The sequence below is a fragment of the Mesorhizobium sp. M1365 genome (assembly GCF_040317865.1).
Classification (GTDB): Bacteria; Pseudomonadota; Alphaproteobacteria; order Rhizobiales; family Rhizobiaceae; genus Mesorhizobium.
Map to the genome: position 1 here is coordinate 87668 of NZ_JAMYLG010000002.1, position 19342 is coordinate 107009.

A 19342-nucleotide genomic window follows, 5' to 3' on the forward strand; every position below is an offset into this window, starting at 1 on the left:
ATTTGCAGATGTGCAGCGCGGCGCATGGCAATGAATGATAATGCTACGCTCGATGTCGCCATCATTGGTGGCGGCATCATCGGCATCTGCGCCGCCGCCTTTCTGGCAGAGGCGGGGCGAAACGTGACGATCTTCGATCGGACGGGGATCTGTGAGGAAACCAGTTCCGGCAATGCCGCTGCCTTTGCCTTCTCCGATGTGCTGCCGCTCGCCCACAAGGGCATGATCAAGCAGTTGCCGAAATGGCTCGCCGACCCGCTCGGCCCGCTCAGCATCCCACCCGCGTATCTGCCGAAGCTGCTGCCCTGGCTGGTCCGCTTCTGGCGCGCCGGCCGAAGCGACCGCTATGAAGGCGGCCTTGCCGCGCAGGCCGGGATGATGAAGCTCGCCGAGGCGGAATGGATGGGCTTGCTCGACCGTTCCGGCACACGGCCGATGCTGCGTGAGGACGGCTCGCTCGAACTCTACGACAGCGAGGCCGAGTTCAAGGCTTCACTGCCCGGCTGGGCGGCAAGGCAGCGCTTCGGCATCGGCTTCAGCCATGTCGAGGGGAGCGCTCTCACAGCCCTGCAGCCCGGTCTGTCGCCGCGCTTCGTCAAGGGAACGTTCGTGCCGGGGTGGAAAACCGTTGCCGATCCCAAGCTGCTTGGAAAGGCCTTGTGGGCCTATGCCGAGAGGTTGGGCGCCGGGTTCGAAAGGGCCCGGATCGAGCGTGTCGAGGCGGGACAGGACGGCGCGATCCTGACCACGGCCGACGGCACGCGGCGACGGGCGAAGCACGTCGTCATCGCTGCCGGGGCCTGGTCGCATCTGCTGGCGAGACATCTCGGCGACGGAATCCCGCTGGAGACCGAGCGTGGCTACAACACGACGTTGCCGAAGACTGCCTTCGACGTAAAGCGGCAATTGATCTTCTCCGGACATGGCTTCGTCATCACGCCGCTCGAGACGGGCCTGCGCGTCGGCGGCGCGGTCGAACTCGGCGGCCTTGAGAGGCCGCCCAATTATGCGCGCTCGAAAGCGCTGCTCGAAAAGGCGCAGAAATTCCTGCCGGGACTGGATCCGGCCAATGGACGCGAATGGATGGGGTTCCGGCCGTCGCTGCCGGATTCGCTGCCGGTGATCGGGCGGTCGCAACAAACGCCGTCGGTGGTGTATGGTTTCGGCCACGGTCACCTCGGCCTGACCCAGGCCGCGGTGACCGGGCGCTTGATCCGCGAGCTCGTTCTCGGGCAGAATCCATCGCTCGATCTCGGCCCGTTCAGCCCGCAACGGTTTTGAGTTCGAAGACAGTCAGTTGGGAGCCGGCATGGCCAAGAATTCCTTCTTCTGCATAGACGGCCACACCTGCGGCAATCCGGTGCGGCTGGTCGCCGGCGGCGGGCCTTTGCTCAAGGGCTCGACGATGATGGAGCGGCGAGCGCATTTCCTGGCCGAATATGACTGGATCCGCACCGGGCTGATGTTCGAGCCGCGCGGCCATGACGTGATGTCCGGCTCGATCCTCTATCCGCCGACGCGTGAAGATTGCGACATCGCCATCCTGTTCATCGAAACCTCGGGCTGCTTGCCGATGTGCGGCCACGGCACCATCGGCACGGTAACTTTTGCCGTCGAGCATGGGCTGATCAAGCCGAAGACACCGGGCGTGCTCAGGCTGGATACGCCGGCGGGCTTGGTCGTAGCGGAGTACAGCCAAGTCGGCGACTATGTGGAGGAGGTGCGCATCACCAATGTGCCTTCCTTCCTCTATGCCGAGGCTCTGACGGTCGAATGCCCCGGGCTCGGCGAGATCAGCGTCGATGTCGCCTATGGCGGCAATTTCTACGCCATCGTCGAACCGCAAAAAACCTATCGCGACATGGCCGACCATTCGGCCGGCGAACTGATCGCCTGGAGCCCGGTGATGCGGCAGCGGCTCAACGAGAAATATTCCTTCGTCCACCCGGAGAATCCCGGCATCGATAAGCTGTCGCACATATTGTGGACCGGGGCGCCGACCAACCCGCAAGCCGATGCCCGCAACGCCGTCTTCTACGGCGACAAGGCAATCGACCGCTCGCCCTGCGGCACCGGCACCTCGGCGCGGATGGCGCAGCTTCACGCCAAGGGCAAGCTTGGGGTCGGCGACGACTTCGTCCACGAATCGATCATCGGGTCGCTGTTCAAGGGCAGGGTGGAGAAAGAGGTCACCGTCGCCGGCAAGCCGGCAATCATTCCGTCGATCGGCGGGTGGGCGCGGATGACCGGATTGAACACGATCTTCATCGACGACCGCGACCCGTTCGCGCACGGCTTCGTCGTCAAATAGAGAAAACGCAGACGCAAGCGAAAGAAAGAGAGCGCAAACGGATTGCCTTCGACGGCGCAACGATCCCGCTCATCAACTTATTTTGACGGCGATTTCTTCGAAATGGGTCGCATGCTGCGATTGAATCGTCAAAGACATTGCGTTAGGCCAATGGTAGGGTCCGCGATGGTCCAGGGGGCGCACCGGAACAAAACGGGCAATCGGACGACGTGCGGCGAAAACACGCGTAATGATCGAAAAATCACGTTGCAATCCGGGCTCGAAACTTTACGACTAGGGAAAATACGAAAAGGAATGCGTCTGCATGGGCGACATTCCAGGGGAGCCACGACAGCATGCAGTATTTTGTCCAGCAGCTTATCAACGGGCTGACGCTGGGATCGATCTATGGGCTGATAGCGATCGGCTATACGATGGTCTACGGCATCATCGGCATGATCAATTTCGCCCATGGCGACATTTTCATGATCGGCGCTTTCACCGCGCTCATCGTTTTCCTTATCCTCGGTGCGTTGTTCTATTCGCTGCCGATCGTCGTTGCGCTGCTGATCATGATGATCGTCGCGATGCTGCTGACCAGCCTGTATAACTGGACGATCGAGAAGGTGGCCTACCGGCCTTTGCGTGGTTCATTCCGGCTGGCGCCGCTGATCACCGCGATTGGCATGTCGATTGCGCTGTCCAATTTCGTCCAGGTGACGCAAGGGCCGCGCAACAAGCCGGTCCCGCCAATGGTGTCCAAGGTCTACAACATCGAAGGCATCAGCGTCTCGCTGAAGCAGATCATCATTGTCCTGGTCACCATAGTCCTGCTCGCGCTGTTCTGGTACCTGGTCAACAAGACCTCGCTCGGCCGGGCGCAGCGCGCCTGCGAGCAGGACCGCAAGATGGCCGCGCTGCTCGGCGTCGACGTCGATCGCACCATCTCGATCACCTTCATTATGGGCGCCGCCCTTGCCGCTGTCGCCGGCACGTTGTTCCTGATGTATTACGGCGTTGTTGTGTTTTCCGACGGCTTTACGCCCGGTGTGAAGGCGTTTACTGCCGCGGTGCTCGGCGGCATCGGCTCACTGCCCGGCGCCGTGCTCGGCGGGCTGATGATTGGCTTCATCGAAAGCATGTGGTCGGCTTATTTCTCGATCGACTACAAGGACGTCGCCGCCTTCTCCATCCTGGCGATCGTGCTGATCTTCCTGCCTTCCGGCATTCTCGGCCGGCCAGAAGTCGAAAAGGTCTGAGATCATGGCGGTTACCGTGTCTCCGGAAAGCACCGTCGTCGCCACCCCGGTCCAGCGCGCTTTTCGCGAAGCGCTCTATGCCGGCGCCATCTCGCTTGGCCTGTTCGTGCTGTTTATCGGCCTGAAAACCGACCAGAATATCTCCAACGAACTGATCCTGGTGCAACGCTGGGGCTTGCTCGCCGGCGTCGTGATCGCCACCATGGCAGGACGCTTCCTCTATGTCGCCTATGGCCAGCCCTTCCTGGCGAACCAGAAGATCGTCGACGTCGCCACCGGCCTGCTGCCGGTCAGCTTGGCTTCGCGATTCTTCCGCCTTCCCGCGTTCATCGTGGCGCTCGCCGTCGCCGTTATTCTGCTCGCGCTCAGCAGCTTTCTGACCGAGGCCTTAGGGCCGGAACTTTCCGATTTTGTGCGGTTCCTGCGGGCGCTCGCAATCATCTATGCGCTGGCTTGGCTGATATATCGGTTCCGGGCCTTCATTCACGCTCATTTCTCGGCATTGGGCATAACCGCACTGGCGCTCTACCCGATTATCGTGGTGTTGGTGCTGGCTCTATATGCCGGGTCGATGGCCGCCGGTTTCCAGGGCTCGCTGAAATATGTCGACAATTACGGCATCCAGATCCTGATCTACGTGATGCTGGCTTGGGGGCTGAATATCGTTATCGGCTTGGCCGGCTTGCTCGATCTCGGCTATGTCGCCTTCTACGCCGTCGGTGCCTACGCCTATGCGCTGCTCGGCACGCATTTCGGCCTCTCCTTCTGGATCCTGCTGCCCGCCGCTGGCCTGATGGCTGCGTTCTGGGGCGTGATGCTCGGCTTCCCGGTGCTGCGCCTGCGCGGTGACTATCTGGCGATCGTGACGCTCGCCTTCGGCGAAATCATAAGGCTGGTGATCATCAACTGGCGCGAGGTGACCAACGGCTCGGCCGGCATTTCCGGCATCCCGAAGGTGTCTTTCTTCGGCCTGATGTCGTTCAACGTCTCCGATCCGAACTACATCTCGAAGGTGCTCGGCATCGCCCAATCGGGTGCCTACTACAAGATATTCCTCTACTATTTGATCCTTGGGCTCTGTCTGCTGACGGCCTTCGTCACCGTGAGGCTCAGGCGTCTGCCGGTCGGCCGCGCCTGGGAAGCGCTGCGCGAGGACGAGATCGCCTGCCGCTCGCTCGGTATCAACACCACCACCACCAAGCTCACGGCCTTTGCCACGGGCGCGATGTTTGGCGGCTTCGCCGGCTCGTTCTTTGCCGCGCGGCAAGGCTTCGTCAGCCCGGAATCCTTCGTCTTCCTGGAATCCGCGATCATCCTTGCCATCGTCGTGCTTGGCGGCATGGGCTCGCTGGTCGGCATTGCCGTCGCCGCGATGGTGATGATCGGCGGCACCGAAATCCTGCGCGAACTGGATTTCCTCAAGACCGGCCTGAGTTGGGGCAACATCAAGGTTATACCCGGGTTCGGCCCCGACTTCACGCCGGAGCTTTATCGCATGCTGTTGTTCGGCATGGCCATGGTCATCGTCATGCTGTGGAAGCCGCGCGGCTTCGTCGGCAGCCGCGAGCCGACAGCCTTCCTCAAGGTGCGCAGGGCGGTGTCGGGGTCCTTCACCAAGGAGGGACACGGCTGATGAACGCGAGTCCCTCCGTGAACGATGCCATCCTGCAGGTCGATCATTTGTCGATGAAGTTCGGCGGTCTCGTCGCCATCGGCGACCTGTCGTTCCAGGCCAAACGCGGCGAGATCACCGCGCTGATCGGTCCCAACGGCGCCGGCAAGACCACCGTGTTCAATTGCATCACCGGTTTCTACAAACCGTCGGAAGGCATGATCACGCTCAATCGGCGCGACGGCTCGACCTTCCTGCTCGAACGTTTGCCGAACCATGAAATCCCGGCGCGGGCCAAGGTGGCGCGCACCTTCCAGAACATCCGCCTGTTCTCGGGCATGACGCTGCTGGAGAACCTGCTGGTGGCCCAGCACAACAAGCTGATGAAAGCGTCCGGCTATACCATTCTCGGCCTGTTCGGTTATAGCGGATACAGACAGGCTTCGGCGGAATCGGTTGAACTGGCCGAGCACTGGCTGGAAAAGGCCGATCTCGTCGACCGCGCCGACGATCCTGCCGGCGATCTGCCATATGGCGCGCAGCGACGGCTCGAAATTGCTCGCGCCATGTGCACCGGCCCTGAGCTTCTGTGCCTCGACGAGCCGGCCGCCGGCCTTAATCCGAAGGAATCGGCGGCGCTCAATGCACTGCTGATGGACATCAAGGACAACACCGGCACGTCGATCCTTTTGATCGAGCATGATATGGCGGTGGTTATGCAGATTTCAGACCATGTCGTCGTGCTCGAATACGGGCGCAAGATCTCCGACGGCAACCCGCAATCGGTGCGGACCGACCCGCGCGTCATCGCTGCCTACCTCGGCGTCGAAGACGAGGACGTCGAGACGGTGCTGACCGAAGTCGGCGACGAAGACGTCATCGAGCAATTGGATACGGGTCCGGATGCGGCCCACGGCCCAGGCACGTCGTCTTCGTATCTCGCCGGACCGGTTGCCGACACGGTTGGCCACAGCGAGGGCGAACGCGTCACCGTGTCAAAGGGCGCTTCGAAAGCCGGGCAGATCGATGCAAGGTCGAGTGCCGCGGCAAAGTCCGGATCGCCGGCCAAAGCCAAATCGGCCGCGAAATCTTCTGCCGCAAAATCTTCCACTGCAAAGCCGGCCTCCAAGGCTCCGGTGAAGTCAAAAACTCCCGGCACCTCTAATCGGCGTGGAGGGCGGAAATAATGGCCGGCACAACGCTGCTCGATATCAAGGGCGTCCAGACCTACTACGGCAACATCAGGGCGCTGAACGGCGTCGATGTCACGGTCAAGCAAGGTGAGATCGTAGCGCTGATCGGTGCCAACGGCGCCGGCAAGTCGACGCTGATGATGACCATCTTCGGTGCTCCCCGCGCCCGCGCGGGTACCATCACATTCGCCGGTACCGACATCACCCAGATGCCGACCCACGAGATCGCGCGCATGCGCATCGCCCAGTCGCCGGAAGGGCGCCGCATTTTCCCGCGCATGACGGTGATGGAAAACCTGCAAATGGGCGCCAGCCTCGACAACCTCGAGCATTATGACGAGGACGTCGAGAAGGTGTTCACGCTGTTTCCACGCCTGAAGGAACGCATTGCCCAGCGTGGTGGCACGCTGTCCGGCGGCGAGCAGCAGATGCTGTCGATCGGGCGCGCGCTGATGGCGCGGCCGAAGCTGCTTTTGCTCGACGAGCCGTCGCTTGGCCTGGCGCCGCTGATCGTCAAGCAGATATTCGACGCTATCCGGGAGCTGAACCGCACGCAGGGACTGACCGTGTTCCTGGTCGAGCAAAACGCCTTCGGCGCTCTGAAGCTCGCCACGCGCGGCTATGTCATGGTCAACGGCAACGTGACGATGAGCGGCACCGGCAAGGAGTTGCTCGCCAATCCGGAGGTGCGCGCCGCCTATCTCGAAGGCGGCCATCACTGAGTTTCAGGAGACATCAATCATGCAGGGCATTGTCTATGAGGAACCCTCGATCTGGCAGTTCTTCTTCGTCACCTGCCTGCTCGGCGGCTGGGCGGCGTGGATGACGGGCAAGGCATGTGCGCAGACGTGGCGCAGCTTCGCCCAGTTGTTCGCCTACATGCTGGGGCTCGGCATCGGCGTAAGATTCATCCATCATGCGCTGTTCGGCGGAACGATGTTTTCGCTGCATTACTACGTGGTCGACACCATCGTGCTGATGATATTGGGCTTCATTGGCTACCAATACACGCGCACCAACCAGATGGTAACGCAGTATAATTGGCTTTACGAAAGAGCCTCTCTTTTGAGCTGGAAACCAAAAGGTTGACATTTATCATTAACGGCGCTTCAGGGATGAATCGGCGTGACAAGTGCCTGAAAATCGGCAAAGTACTCTTTCTGCGAGCAAGAGTGGGCATCGCATGAAAGCAACATCCACGCCCACTCGGTAAATGGGAGCGTTTCAATGAAAAAGTCACTTTTGTCCGCCGTCGCCCTGACCGCGCTTGTCGCGTTCAGCGGCAGCGCGTGGGCTGACATCCTGATCGGCGTTGCCGGTCCGATCACTGGCCCGAACGCAGCATTCGGCGCGCAGTTGCAGAAGGGCGCCGAACAGGCTGCCGCCGATATCAACGCGGCTGGCGGCATTAACGGCGAGCAGATCAAGATCGAGGTCGGCGACGACGTGTCGGATCCGAAGCAGGGCATCTCGGTCGCCAACAAGTTTGTCGCCGATGGCGTCAAATATGTCGTCGGCCACTTCAATTCGGGCGTCACCATTCCGGCGTCAGAGGTCTATGCCGAGAACGGCATTCTCGTCATCACGCCTTCCGCGACCAACCCGAAGCTGACCGAGCGGGGCCTGTGGAACACGTTCCGTACCTGCGGACGCGACGATCAGCAGGGCAAGGTTGCCGGCGACTACCTCGCCGCGCACTTTAAGGACGGCAAGATCGCCGTCGTCCACGACAAGACGCCTTACGGCCAGGGTCTCGCCGACGAAACCAAGAAGGCACTCAATGCTGATGGCGTGACCGAAGCCATGTATGAGGGCATCAATGTCGGCGACAAGGACTTCTCGGCGTTGATCGCCAAGATGAAGGATGCCGGCGTCAACGTCGTCTACTATGGCGGCCTGCACACCGAGGCCGGCCTGATTATGCGCCAGCTCGCCGATCAGGGTCTCAAGGCCCAGTTCATGTCCGGCGACGGCATCGTGTCGAACGAATTGGCCTCCATCGCCGGCGATGCCGTCGACGGCACGCTGATGACGTTCGCTCCCGATCCGCGCAAGAACCCGAACGCCAAGGAACTCGTGGAGAAGTTCCGCGCCGCCGGTTTCGAGCCTGAAGCCTATACGCTCTACTCCTATGCCGCGCTGCAGATCGTCGCCGCCGCCGCCAACAAGGTCGGCTCTTCCGATGACGCGCAGAAGGTTGCGGAAGAGATCAAGAAGAGTGGCCCGTGGAAGACCGCCATCGGCGACATCGGCTATGACGCAAAGGGCGACATCACCCGTCCCGACTACGTCATCTACACTTGGAAGAAGGGTGACGACGGCAAGTACACCTACTTCGAACAATAAGCCGGCAAACGCCTGCAGCCCAAAAAATGCCCGGCGCCTCGCGCCGGGCATTTTTCATTTGTCTTTTGCTTCATCGCATAGCCGCAAGGATTTAAATCGGTTTAGCCGACGTCTCCATTTTTGTTTGCACTGCAGCATTTTCGCGCTAATCATGTCCAGCAGTTCCCTTTCCCGCGTCCGGAGCCCTGTCCTTGGCAATCTCGAAGATCCTTGTCGCCAACCGCTCCGAAATAGCCATCCGCGTCTTCCGCGCGGCCAATGAGCTCGGCCTCAAAACCGTGGCGATCTGGGCAGAGGAGGACAAATACTCCCTGCATCGCTTCAAGGCCGACGAAAGCTACCAGGTCGGGCGCGGGCCGCATTTGGCCAGGGACATGGGGCCGATAGAAAGCTATCTGTCGATCGAGGAGGTTATCCGCGTCGCCAGGCTATCGGGCGCCGATGCCATCCATCCAGGCTACGGCCTGCTGTCGGAAAGCCCGGAATTCGCCGAGGCCTGCGCCACGGCCGGCATCATCTTCATCGGGCCAAAGCCGGATACGATGCGCAGGCTAGGCAACAAGGTCGCCGCTCGCAACCTCGCGATCGAAGTCGGCGTGCCGGTAATTCCCGCCACCGATCCCTTGCCGGACGACATGGAGGCGGTAAAGGAACTCGCCAAGACGATCGGCTACCCGGTGATGCTCAAGGCATCCTGGGGCGGCGGCGGCCGCGGCATGCGCGCCATCCGCTCCGAGGCAGATCTCGCGCGCGAGGTCATGGAAGGCAAGCGTGAGGCGAAGGCGGCTTTCGGCAAGGACGAGGTCTATCTCGAAAAGCTGATCGAGCGCGCACGCCATGTCGAGGTGCAGGTGCTGGGCGACACTCATGGCAACGCCGTGCACCTGTTCGAGCGCGATTGTTCGATCCAGCGCCGCAACCAGAAAGTGGTCGAGCGGGCGCCGGCGCCCTACCTCGAAATGTCACAGCGCGAGGAGCTTTGCGGCTACGCGCTGAGGATCGCGCGCGAAACCAGCTATATCGGCGCCGGCACGGTCGAGTTCCTGCAGGATGCCGATACCGGAAAATTCTACTTCATCGAGGTCAATCCGCGTATCCAGGTCGAGCACACGGTCACCGAACAGGTGACCGGCATCGACATCGTCAAGGCGCAGATCCATATCCTCGACGGCTTTGCCATCGGCACGGCGGAATCGGGCGTTCCGGCGCAGAAGGACATCAGGCTCAACGGCCACGCGCTGCAGTGCCGCATCACCACGGAAGATCCCGAGCATAATTTCATCCCCGACTATGGCCGCATCACCGCCTATCGCGGTGCCACCGGCTTCGGTATCCGCCTTGATGGCGGCACCGCCTATTCGGGCGCGGTCATCACCCGCTTCTACGATCCGCTGCTGGAAAAGGTAACGGCGTGGGCGCCGACGCCGGCCGAGACCATCGCCCGCATGAACCGGGCGCTGCGCGAATTCCGCATCCGCGGCGTGGCGACCAACCTCACGTTCCTCGAGGCGATCATCAATCACCCGAGCTTCGCCGACAATTCCTACACCACCAAGTTCATCGACACGACGCCGGAACTGTTCGCCAGTGTGAAGCGGCAGGACCGCGCGACCAAGCTGCTCAACTACCTTGCCGACGTTTCGGTCAATGGTCATCCCGAGACGCGCGGCCGGCCGCAGCCAAAGGCCGATGCGGCGCCACCGGTAGTGCCATATCTCAACGGCAATGTGCCTCAAGGCAGCAAGCAGAAGCTCGACGTGCTCGGGCCGGAGAAATTCGCCGCGTGGATGCGCGAGCAAAAAGAGGTGCTGGTCACCGACACGACAATGCGCGACGGGCATCAATCCTTGCTCGCGACGCGTGTGCGCACCTATGACATTGCCGGAATTGCCGGCACCTATGCGCGTGCTCTGCCGCAGCTTTTGTCGCTCGAATGCTGGGGCGGCGCCACATTCGACGTCGCCATGCGCTTTCTCACCGAAGACCCATGGGAGCGGCTGTCGCTGGTGCGCGAGGCAGCACCCAACCTTCTGCTGCAGATGCTCCTGCGCGGTGCCAACGGCGTCGGCTATACCAACTATCCCGACAATGTCGTCCAGCATTTCGTCCGCCAGGCCGCTGCCGGCGGCATCGACCTGTTCCGGGTCTTCGACTGCCTGAACTGGGTCGAGAACATGCGCGTGGCCATGGATGCGGTCGGCGCCGAGGGCAGACTGATCGAAGCGGCGATCTGTTATACCGGCGACATACTCGATCCGGCGCGGGCGAAATACGATCTGAAATACTATGTCGGCCTGGCCAGGGAATTGCAGGCGGCAGGCGCCCACATCATCGCCGTCAAGGACATGGCTGGGCTTCTAAAGCCGAGCGCTGCCCGCGCGCTGTTCAAGGCACTGCGCGAGGCGACGGACCTGCCGATCCACTTCCACACCCACGACACATCCGGCCTGTCGGCGGCAACCGTGCTGGCGGCGGTGGAGAGCGGCGTCGACGCCATCGACGCGGCGATGGATTCGCTATCGGGCAACACCTCGCAGCCGTGCCTGGGTTCGATCGTGGAGGCGCTGAAGGGCACCGAGCGCGATCCGGGCCTCGACCCGCAGTGGATCAGGAACATCTCGTTCTACTGGGAGGCGGTGCGCAACCAGTATTCAGCCTTCGAAAGCGACCTGAAGGGGCCGGCATCGGAGGTCTATCTGCACGAAATGCCGGGCGGTCAGTTCACCAACCTCAAGGAACAGGCGCGCTCGCTCGGGCTGGAGACACGCTGGCACGAAGTGGCGCAGACCTATCACGACGTCAATCTGATGTTCGGCGACATCGTCAAGGTGACGCCGTCGTCCAAGGTCGTCGGCGACATGGCGCTGATGATGGTGAGCCAGGACCTGACCGTCGCCGACGTCGAGAATCCGGCGAGGGACATCGCCTTCCCGGATTCGGTGGTGTCGATGTTGCGCGGCGATCTCGGCCAGTCGCCGGGCGGCTGGCCAAAGCCATTGCAGAAGAAGGTGCTGAAGGGCGAAAAGCCGATCACGGTGCGGCCGGGTTCGCTGCTCAAACCGGCGGACCTCAAGGCCAGTCGCGCGGAGGTCGAGGAAAAGCTCGAGCGCAAGCTCAGCGGGTTCGAATTCGCGTCGTGGCTGATGTATCCGAAGGTGTTTTCCGATTTTGCCGCCGCGCAGGAGACCTACGGGCCGGTCAGCGTGCTGCCGACGCCGACCTATTTCTACGGCATGAAGCCGGAAGACGAGATTTTCGTCGACATCGAAAAAGGCAAGACGCTGGTGGTGCGCTGCCTTGCCATCGGCGATGTCGACGAAAAGGGCATGGTCACCGTGTTCTTCGAGCTCAACGGGCAGCCGCGCCGGGTGAAGGTGCCGGACCGGGCCCATGGCGCGTCCGCTGCCAAGGCACGGCGCAAGGCGGAGCCGGGCAATGAGGCGCATGTCGGCGCGCCGATGCCTGGCGTCGTCTCGGCGCTTGCGGTCGCTGCCGGCCAGGCGGTGAAGGCCGGCGACGTGCTGCTGTCGATCGAAGCGATGAAGATGGAAACGGCGTTGCATGCCGAACGCGACGGCACCATAGCCGAGGTGCTGGTCAAGGCCGGCGACCAGATCGATGCCAAGGATCTGCTGATCGCGTTCGGGTGAAACAGGCCGGCATCAGAGAGACTTGTCGGCGCCTGGCAGCAGCCCTTCATGCCGCATCGATAGTACCTTGACCCGCCGCGCCCGGTCGGGCATCGAACCGCTGCAATTCGCCGCTCGGGTCACCCCGAGTCGCGGCGAGAAACGACGCGGAGAGAAGAATATGGCCGACGACATCACCGAGACCAGCCAGACTGTTGCCGCCGGCCAGCTGCGCGCCTTCATCGAACGAATCGAGCGGCTCGAGGAAGAGAAGAAGACGATTGCCGACGACATCAAGGAAGTGTTCGCCGAGGCCAAGGGCACCGGATTCGACACCAAGGCGATGCGGTCGATCATCCGGCTGCGCAAGAAGGACCAGGCCGAGCGGCAGGAAGAGGAGTCCATCCTCGATCTGTACAAGGCTGCGCTCGGCATGGTGTAAAGGCCGGCCTCGGCGCCGGAGACGATCGCGGGAGAAGCGGTTCTGACCATGGATTCCAGCCATGAGCGAATTCGATTTTGGCGCCCGCCGCGCCTCTGAATTCCGCCAACGCAGCTTCTGGACGCTGTTCGCGGAACGGCATCCGGATGAAAGGGCTCTGTTGGCGAGGCGCGGACCGTGGTTCTGGCAGCGTGGGCTGCCCGATTTCGCATTGGTCCTTTCCATGTATGTCGCGCCTGCGCACAATCATGTCGGCGTCTTCTTCGGCCGCAACGAGAAGTTCGGTGCCACGCAAGCCTGGTCGCGGTTGAAGCCGTTCCAGCCGGCCATCGAAGACAGGCTGAAGCTCAGGCCAGAACAAAGTTGCGACGGCCTCGGCATCAATTCGATGTGGCGGGTGAATTGTTTTGCCGAGGACAATTGGCCGGCGATGACCGACTGGCTGGTGACGGAAGCCTCACGTTTCGAGCGCGCGATTGCCGACGTTCTGGGTCAGGAATAAAGCAGGGTTTCCAGACGCAATCCTTGTGGAAGGGTTGCTCTGGTGAGCAGCCAGGGAGCCGGTCGATCGATGACGATCATGTCGCGCGTTGCCGCTTTCTTCCGCTCACGCTGGTTCGGCGGCGTGCCGCTCGATCGGCTGTTCTGGCGCGACCTGGTCGTTGTCGGCACAGCGATCAACGTCGCGTCGTCGGTGGCGGCGCTCATTCTGCTAGGATTGAAGCTGCCGCTTGCGCTCGTCCTGGCGGTGCATTTCGCGCCGGTTCCCTACAATATCTTCCTGACCTTTGCCGTTTGGCGAACTGCCGGAAAATCGAGTGGCGTCATGGCCTCGCTGATGACTCTTGGCGCCACGTTGTGGCTGATCCTGGTGGTTGTGGCCTGACGATCAGGCGGCCGGCTCGAATTTGAGCGCCACGCCGTTGATGCAATAGCGCAGACCGGTCGGTGGCGGGCCGTCCTCGAAGACATGGCCGAGATGGCTGCCGCAGCGGGCGCAATGGCATTCGGTGCGGACCATGCCGTAGCTGCGGTCGACGGTGGTCTCGACCGAACCCGGCACTGGGTCGTTGAAGCTCGGCCAGCCGGTGCCGCTCTCGAATTTCAGCTTGGATTCAAACAAGGGCTGGTCGCAGCCGACGCAGGAGAAGGTGCCGGCGCGCTTCTCGTGCAGCAGGGCGCAGCTTCCCGGCCGCTCGGTGCCGTGGTTGCGCATCACCGCATATTGCTCAGGCGTCAGCCGGGCGCGCCATTCGGCATCGGTGCGGGTAACGGGGTAGGTGTGGCTGTCCATTTTTTCCTCTTAGCTTATGTCGCTATTTGGGTTGCCTTCGCAACTTCGCCTGAAATAGGCATTTGTTACGGCGTTTGCTCGTATTTCCTGTCCTGCTGCGAAGAATCCCTCAGGCGATGGCCGCGAGATAGCGCGCAACCGATGCTGAAAATGCTGCCTTTGCATCTCCGATGACGTTCTGGTTCCACCATGCGCCGTAGATATGGTCGAACGCGAAAGGCTCCAGCGCGGCCTTGATGCCGAGCACTTTCGTCGCGTTGAGCGGGATATAGTTCGGATAGCTGTACATGAAGCTGACATGACGGCGGGTCGGCGTCACCTGCAGGATGTCGCCGGCCAGGATGGCATTGCCGCGGTCGCGCTTCCAGTGCAGTACCTGGCCACCGGCAAAGTGGCCGCCGCAGCGGATGAGCGTCAGCGACGGGTTTATGGCGCGCATCTCGCCTTCCCAACTGATGATTGCCGGATGCGGCCGCATGATCCACTGACGATCATCGGCGTGCAGATAAATCGGCACGCCGCCAAACGCCCCGCTCCATTCGACCATTGCCGAATAATAATGGCAGTGCGAAATGGCGATGGCGGTCAGGCCGCCCCGGCGGTTGATCTCGGCCACCGCCTCGTCGCTGACCATCGAGATGCAGTCCCACAGCACATTGCCGTGCGGCGTTTGCGCCAGCAATGCGCGCTGGCCGATAGCGAAGCGTGGCTCGATGCCGAAGGCGAGCACGCCGGCATCATCCTTGATCACGACCCGATGGCCGGCGGCGAGCTCTTCCGGCGTGGTCCAGGCCTGACCTTCCCAGCGCACATATTGCCGCTCGTCCTCGCAGATCGGGCAATGTCGCGGCGGCGTCGCTGTCGCCGCGAACTGGACACCGCATTGCAGGCAAAGGAAACAGGTCGACCGTCCTGTTTTGCGTGGATCCATTCAGTGCTTCCTTGAAAGTTGCTTCGTCGCGGCTTCGAGGCCGGCGAGCGTCAGCGGAAACATGCGGCCGCCAAAAATATCGCGGATCATGGCAATCGAATGGGTAAAACCCCAGTTCTTCGCGTCTTCCGGATTGAGCCAAATGGCGTTCGGCCATTGCTGCAGCAGCCTGCCGAGCCAGACGGCGCCGGCCTCCTTGTTCCAATGCTCGACCGAGCCGCCGGGTTGAGCGATCTCATAGGGGCTCATCGAGGCGTCGCCGACGACGATCACCTTGTAGTCGGGGCCATATTTATGGAGGAGATCGAAGGTCGGAATCACCTCGGCATGGCGGCGGCGATTGTCCTTCCACACGCCCTCGTAGAGGCAGTTGTGGAAATAGAAATATTCGAGCTGGCGGAACTCGGCGCGGGCGGCCGAAAACAGCTCCTCGACACTCCTGACATGGTCGTCCATCGAGCCGCCGACATCGAAGAACATCAGCAGCTTCACGGCATTGCGACGTTCGGGTTGTGTCTTAACGTCAAGATAACCGTGCTCGGCGGTGGCGTGGATGGTGCCGGGCAGGTCGAATTCCTGTTCGGCGCCTTCGCGCACCCAGCGGCGCAAGCGCTTCAGCGCGACCTTGATGTTGCGGGTGCCGAGTTCGACGGCGTCATCGAAATTCCTGAACTCGCGTTTGTCCCAGACTTTTACCGCGCGGCGGTTGCGGCTTTCGTGCTGGCCGATGCGCACGCCTTCGGGATTGTAGCCATAGGCGCCGAAGGGCGAGGTGCCGCCGGTGCCGATCCATTTCGAACCGCCCTGATGCCGGCCGTTTTGCTCCTCCAACCGCTTCTTCAGCGTCTCCATCAGCTTTCCGAAGCCGCCCAGCGCCTCGATCAGCTTCCTCTCCTCGTCGGTCAGGTGCTTTTCGGCGAGCCTCCGCAGCCATTCCTCCGGGATGTTTGCGACATCGACCGCGTTTTCGCCAGCTTGCGCCTCGACACCTTTGAAGATGTGCGAAAAGACCTGGTCGAAGCGGTCGATGTGGCGCTCGTCCTTCACCAGAGCGGCGCGGGCGAGATAGTAAAAGCCCTCGACATCATAGTCGACCAGCCCGGCCTCCAGCCCCTCCAGCAGCGACAGATATTCGCGGAGCGAGACCGGAACCCGCGCTGCCTTCAGTTCGAGGAAGAAGGGGATGAACATGGTCCGACTTTATCTGTGTCCCTCGATCTTCTCCCGTGCGGCGCTGGCGATAAAGGCGGAACGCGTCAGACCACGCCGACCCGCTTCTTCGTCGATTGCCGCCAAAAGACCTGCGTCGAGCGACAGATTGGCCCGGACAGGCCGTCCGGAATCGATCAGCACAGGGATCATCACGGCGGATTCACCGGCAGCGCTATCGACTTCGCCCAGTCGGAGCAGATCTGCCACAGTGCGCGCCGCGGGCAAGGGCAAGTTCTTCGCCATTCGTGTCTCTGCCCATTCGCGAACGGCAGAAGTCGCATCGGCTATCGCCTCTTCGGGACTTGCGCCACCGCCGTGACATCCGGGAAGATCAGGCACCCGCACTCCCCAGACTTCATCTGCGCCGTCAAGAATTCCGACATAGTGCGTCATGATTCGTCCTTAAATCCATCCAGCAAGCCGGGCGATCGACCGCGCAACACCCAGAGATTGTTCGCGATGCCGCGGCACGATAATCATGATCTCCGGCCTTTCCGGATGCTCGTACTTCTCGTGTTTGCCGCCGCCTACGTTCACCCAGCCGTCACGTAAAAGCCTCGTGACAATCTTGCGCGTGTTGGTCTCGATCAGCGGCACTGTCGCCCCTGATCATGTGCAATATATTGCGCACAGGTGATTATTTCAATCGTTGGCCTCATCATAGCAGATCGTATTCGATGAAGCCGGTCCTGCGCGCCACGTGGTCGTAGAGCTTGCGCGCGGTGGTGTTGGTTTCGTGGGTCATCCAGTAGACGTTCTTGACGCCGATCTTGCCGGCTTCCTGCTTGACCGCTTCGATCAGGGCGGCGCCGACGCCCTTGCCGCGTACATCGGGGTCGGCGAACAGGTCCTGCAGGTAACAGTTGTTTATCTGCGACCAGCAGGAGCGATGGTAGAGATAGTGCGTCAGGCCGACGGCCTTGCCGTCGAGGGTGGCGATGAAGCCTTTCGGCTCGAACTCGCCCGCCGTGAACAGCCGCTTCCAGGTGACGGCGTAAACCTCTTCCGGCAGCTTGGTTTCGTAGAAGGTGAGATAGGCGGTCCAAAGACGCCGCCAATCGGCGTGGTCGGATTGCACAAGCGGGCGGACGGTGATCTCGGTCATTTCATTTCCCTCTGAAGTCGGCAACCCGAAGCTGCCTTCACGCCTCGCTGGCTGCAACGGTCCAGCGAAGGGAAAGCGCTGTCCGGCGGCTTCCGGCCGACCGCCCCTCACCCCTGCCGTCTCGCCATAAAGGCCAGGCGCTCGAACAGATGCACGTCCTGTTCGTTCTTCAGCAACGCGCCATGCAGCTTGGGCAGCACGTTCTTCGGGTCGGCGCGCAGGTCCTCGGGCGCGATCTCGTCGGCGACCAGCAGGCGGATCCAGTCGAGTGCCTCGGAGGTCGACGGCTTCTTCTTGAGGCCCGGCACGTCACGGATTTCATAGAATTGCGTGAGTGCGGCGCGCACCAGGTTCTGCTTGATGCCGGGATAGTGCACGTCGACGATTTTGTGCAGCGTCTCGACGTCGGGAAAGCGGATGTAGTGGAAGAAGCAGCGGCGCAGGAAGGCGTCCGGCAGCTCTTTTTCGTTGTTGGAGGTGATGATGACGATCGGCCGGACTGTGGCACGGATGGTCTCGCCGGTCTCGTAGACGAAGAACTCCATCCGATCCAGTTCCTGCAACAGATCGTTGGGGAACTCGATATCGGCCTTGTCGATCTCGTCGATCAGAAGCACGACTTTCTTGCCGGCAGCAAAGGCGTCCCACAGCTTGCCGCGCTTGATGTAATTGCGGATGTCGTTGAAGCGCTCGTCGCCGAGCTGGCTGTCGCGCAGCCGCGAGACGGCATCATATTCATAGAGGCCCTGCTGCGCCCGCGTGGTCGATTTGACATGCCATTCGATCAGATCGATGCCGAGCGCCGCCGCCACCTGGCGGGCAAGTTCGGTCTTGCCGGTACCGGGCTCGCCCTTGACCAGCAACGGCCGCTCGAGCGCGATCGCCGCGTTGACCGCCACCATCAGATCCTTGTCGGCGACATAGGCTGCCGTGCCTTCAAAACGCATTTTTGCTCCCGGGTTCATCGCGCGACCCTAAGGAGGCGGCCTTCGCTGTGCAAGGCGCTGCTGGCAAAGCGGGGATCTTGCCGGCGCGACCCTCGTCGAGCGGTTCTGCGTCGATTTAAGACTCGAAACATGTCGTCTCTCTGGCGCTTGGTCTGCCGTCTGCCTATATTGGCGGAGACGGTCTGCGCTTCCCGGCAGGAGAACATTTTCCCCGGGGCCTTAATGATCCCTAGGGAGCTGTCCCTGGGAAGACCCGTGGGTTTTCTCATACGGCGCCCACCTACTTTGTAGGTTCCCGGGATCGCTCTCTCCACCGGTTGTGTGGATCGTCACCTGTCGAAAAGGCAATGTCTGGCGGATCTTGTCGTCGCGCCGCTTTGTGCGGTGCTCTCACGAACGAAAGCTCGCCCCGCTCCTCCAAAACGTCGCTCGTAAAACTCCATCCAAATCTGACCTTTTCTAACGTCGGCGCATGACATCCCCAAAAGACCTGAAAAAAACTCTCCGCAACCAAGCCCTCGGGCGCCGCGACGCGCTCGATCCTTTCTGGCGGGTGGAGGCAGCACTCGAAATGGCCGAGACGGCGCGCGACCGGATCACGGTCGAGCCGGCCCAGATCGTCTCAGGCTTCTGGCCGATGCGCTCGGAAGTCGACGTCCGGCCGCTGATGTTTGCCTTGCGCGAAAAGGGGGCAAGGCTCTGCCTGCCGGCCATCCTCAACAAGACCACCATCGTTTTTCGCGAACTGGTGCGCGGCGCGCCGATGATCGACATGGGCTTCGGCACCGTCGGGCCGCATGAGGAAGCCGAGGTGCTCGATCCCCAAATGATGCTGGTGCCGCTTGCCGCCTTCGATGCGCGCGGCCACCGCATCGGTTACGGCGCCGGCTATTATGACCGGGCGATCGCGCGGCTGGCCGACAAGGGGCAGCAGCCGCGGCTGATCGGCATTGCCTTCGACTGCCAGGAGGTGGCCTTGGTGCCGGACGAGCCGCATGACGTGATCATTCCGGAAATACTCACCGAGAGCGGGTTGCGCCGGTTCGCGCCGAAATTGTAGATAAGTTCCTGGACGCATGGTC

General features: G+C 61.8%; 20 protein-coding genes and 1 other RNA gene. 14 read left to right on the top strand and 7 right to left on the bottom strand.

Going from position 1 to position 19342, the window contains the following annotated elements; genetic code table 11:
• Positions 1–30 precede the first annotated feature (30 nt).
• From NKH04_RS02490 to NKH04_RS02545, 12 genes are all read left to right on the top strand, one after another.
• Entirely contained in the window at positions 31–1281 is a 1251-nt protein-coding gene (locus tag NKH04_RS02490; RefSeq protein ID WP_352831299.1) for an NAD(P)/FAD-dependent oxidoreductase, read from the top strand.
• A gap of 28 nt (positions 1282–1309) precedes the next feature.
• The gene (locus tag NKH04_RS02495; protein ID WP_352767576.1) at positions 1310–2311 is read left to right on the top strand and encodes a 4-hydroxyproline epimerase; all 1002 of its coding nucleotides are present in this window, start codon (positions 1310–1312) and stop codon (positions 2309–2311) included.
• Positions 2312–2646: 335 nt separating this feature from the next.
• Positions 2647–3549, top strand: a complete 903-nt coding sequence (locus tag NKH04_RS02500; protein ID WP_352454929.1) for a branched-chain amino acid ABC transporter permease — start codon at positions 2647–2649, stop codon at positions 3547–3549.
• Positions 3550–3553: 4 nt separating this feature from the next.
• Positions 3554–5182 carry a high-affinity branched-chain amino acid ABC transporter permease LivM gene (gene livM / locus NKH04_RS02505; protein ID WP_352767577.1) on the top strand — a complete coding sequence of 543 codons (1629 nt, stop codon included), beginning with the start codon at positions 3554–3556 and terminating at the stop codon, positions 5180–5182.
• Positions 5182–6348, top strand: coding sequence for an ABC transporter ATP-binding protein (locus NKH04_RS02510; RefSeq protein WP_352540330.1), 1167 nt, complete (start codon positions 5182–5184; stop codon positions 6346–6348). The genes livM and NKH04_RS02510 overlap by 1 nt, the downstream gene beginning before the upstream one ends.
• The gene (locus tag NKH04_RS02515; RefSeq protein ID WP_352471239.1) at positions 6348–7076 is read left to right on the top strand and encodes an ABC transporter ATP-binding protein; all 729 of its coding nucleotides are present in this window, start codon (positions 6348–6350) and stop codon (positions 7074–7076) included. The genes NKH04_RS02510 and NKH04_RS02515 overlap by 1 nt, the downstream gene beginning before the upstream one ends.
• Before the next feature lie 19 nt (positions 7077–7095).
• Positions 7096–7443 (top strand): DUF6867 family protein, encoded by a 348-nt coding sequence (locus NKH04_RS02520; protein ID WP_352471238.1) that lies wholly within the window; start codon positions 7096–7098, stop codon positions 7441–7443.
• Positions 7444–7581: 138 nt separating this feature from the next.
• A complete protein-coding gene (locus NKH04_RS02525; RefSeq protein ID WP_352471237.1) occupies positions 7582–8700 on the top strand; it encodes a branched-chain amino acid ABC transporter substrate-binding protein in 1119 nt (372 codons plus the stop codon).
• 191 nt (positions 8701–8891) lie between these two features.
• Positions 8892–12350 (top strand): pyruvate carboxylase, encoded by a 3459-nt coding sequence (gene pyc, locus NKH04_RS02530; protein WP_352768410.1) that lies wholly within the window; start codon positions 8892–8894, stop codon positions 12348–12350.
• Between the two features lie 160 nt (positions 12351–12510).
• The gene (locus tag NKH04_RS02535) at positions 12511–12771 is read left to right on the top strand and encodes a DUF2312 domain-containing protein (RefSeq protein ID WP_023719653.1); all 261 of its coding nucleotides are present in this window, start codon (positions 12511–12513) and stop codon (positions 12769–12771) included.
• A gap of 61 nt (positions 12772–12832) precedes the next feature.
• Positions 12833–13273: a hypothetical protein gene (locus tag NKH04_RS02540; protein ID WP_352683328.1), complete on the top strand. Its 441-nt coding sequence runs from the start codon at positions 12833–12835 to the stop codon at positions 13271–13273.
• Between the two features lie 69 nt (positions 13274–13342).
• A complete protein-coding gene (locus NKH04_RS02545) occupies positions 13343–13657 on the top strand; it encodes a hypothetical protein (protein WP_023678043.1) in 315 nt (104 codons plus the stop codon).
• A gap of 3 nt (positions 13658–13660) precedes the next feature.
• On the opposite strand, the gene msrB is transcribed toward NKH04_RS02545, so the two are convergent.
• The 7 genes from msrB to NKH04_RS02580 all read right to left on the bottom strand — a co-directional run bounded on the left by msrB (position 13661) and on the right by NKH04_RS02580 (position 18260).
• The gene (gene msrB / locus NKH04_RS02550) at positions 13661–14065 is read right to left on the bottom strand and encodes a peptide-methionine (R)-S-oxide reductase MsrB (RefSeq protein ID WP_027152870.1); all 405 of its coding nucleotides are present in this window, start codon (positions 14063–14065) and stop codon (positions 13661–13663) included.
• Between the two features lie 109 nt (positions 14066–14174).
• On the bottom strand, positions 14175–14996 hold the full coding sequence (locus tag NKH04_RS02555; protein WP_352768406.1) for an MBL fold metallo-hydrolase: 822 nt from the start codon (positions 14994–14996) through the stop codon (positions 14175–14177).
• The gene (locus NKH04_RS02560; RefSeq protein ID WP_352831303.1) at positions 14997–16187 is read right to left on the bottom strand and encodes a vWA domain-containing protein; all 1191 of its coding nucleotides are present in this window, start codon (positions 16185–16187) and stop codon (positions 14997–14999) included.
• A gap of 9 nt (positions 16188–16196) precedes the next feature.
• Positions 16197–16601 (bottom strand): type II toxin-antitoxin system HicB family antitoxin, encoded by a 405-nt coding sequence (locus NKH04_RS02565; RefSeq protein WP_254816428.1) that lies wholly within the window; start codon positions 16599–16601, stop codon positions 16197–16199.
• Positions 16602–16610: 9 nt separating this feature from the next.
• Positions 16611–16805 carry a type II toxin-antitoxin system HicA family toxin gene (locus tag NKH04_RS02570; RefSeq protein ID WP_126104508.1) on the bottom strand — a complete coding sequence of 65 codons (195 nt, stop codon included), beginning with the start codon at positions 16803–16805 and terminating at the stop codon, positions 16611–16613.
• Between the two features lie 61 nt (positions 16806–16866).
• Positions 16867–17313 carry a GNAT family N-acetyltransferase gene (locus NKH04_RS02575; protein ID WP_352814863.1) on the bottom strand — a complete coding sequence of 149 codons (447 nt, stop codon included), beginning with the start codon at positions 17311–17313 and terminating at the stop codon, positions 16867–16869.
• 107 nt (positions 17314–17420) lie between these two features.
• A complete protein-coding gene (locus NKH04_RS02580; protein WP_352540325.1) occupies positions 17421–18260 on the bottom strand; it encodes an AAA family ATPase in 840 nt (279 codons plus the stop codon).
• A 176-nt stretch (positions 18261–18436) separates the two neighbouring features.
• Here NKH04_RS02580 and ssrS point away from each other — a divergent pair.
• A non-coding RNA gene (gene ssrS / locus NKH04_RS02585) (6S RNA) lies at positions 18437–18592 on the top strand.
• Positions 18593–18732: 140 nt separating this feature from the next.
• Positions 18733–19320: a 5-formyltetrahydrofolate cyclo-ligase gene (locus NKH04_RS02590; RefSeq protein ID WP_352450855.1), complete on the top strand. Its 588-nt coding sequence runs from the start codon at positions 18733–18735 to the stop codon at positions 19318–19320.
• Positions 19321–19342: the final 22 nt, after the last annotated feature.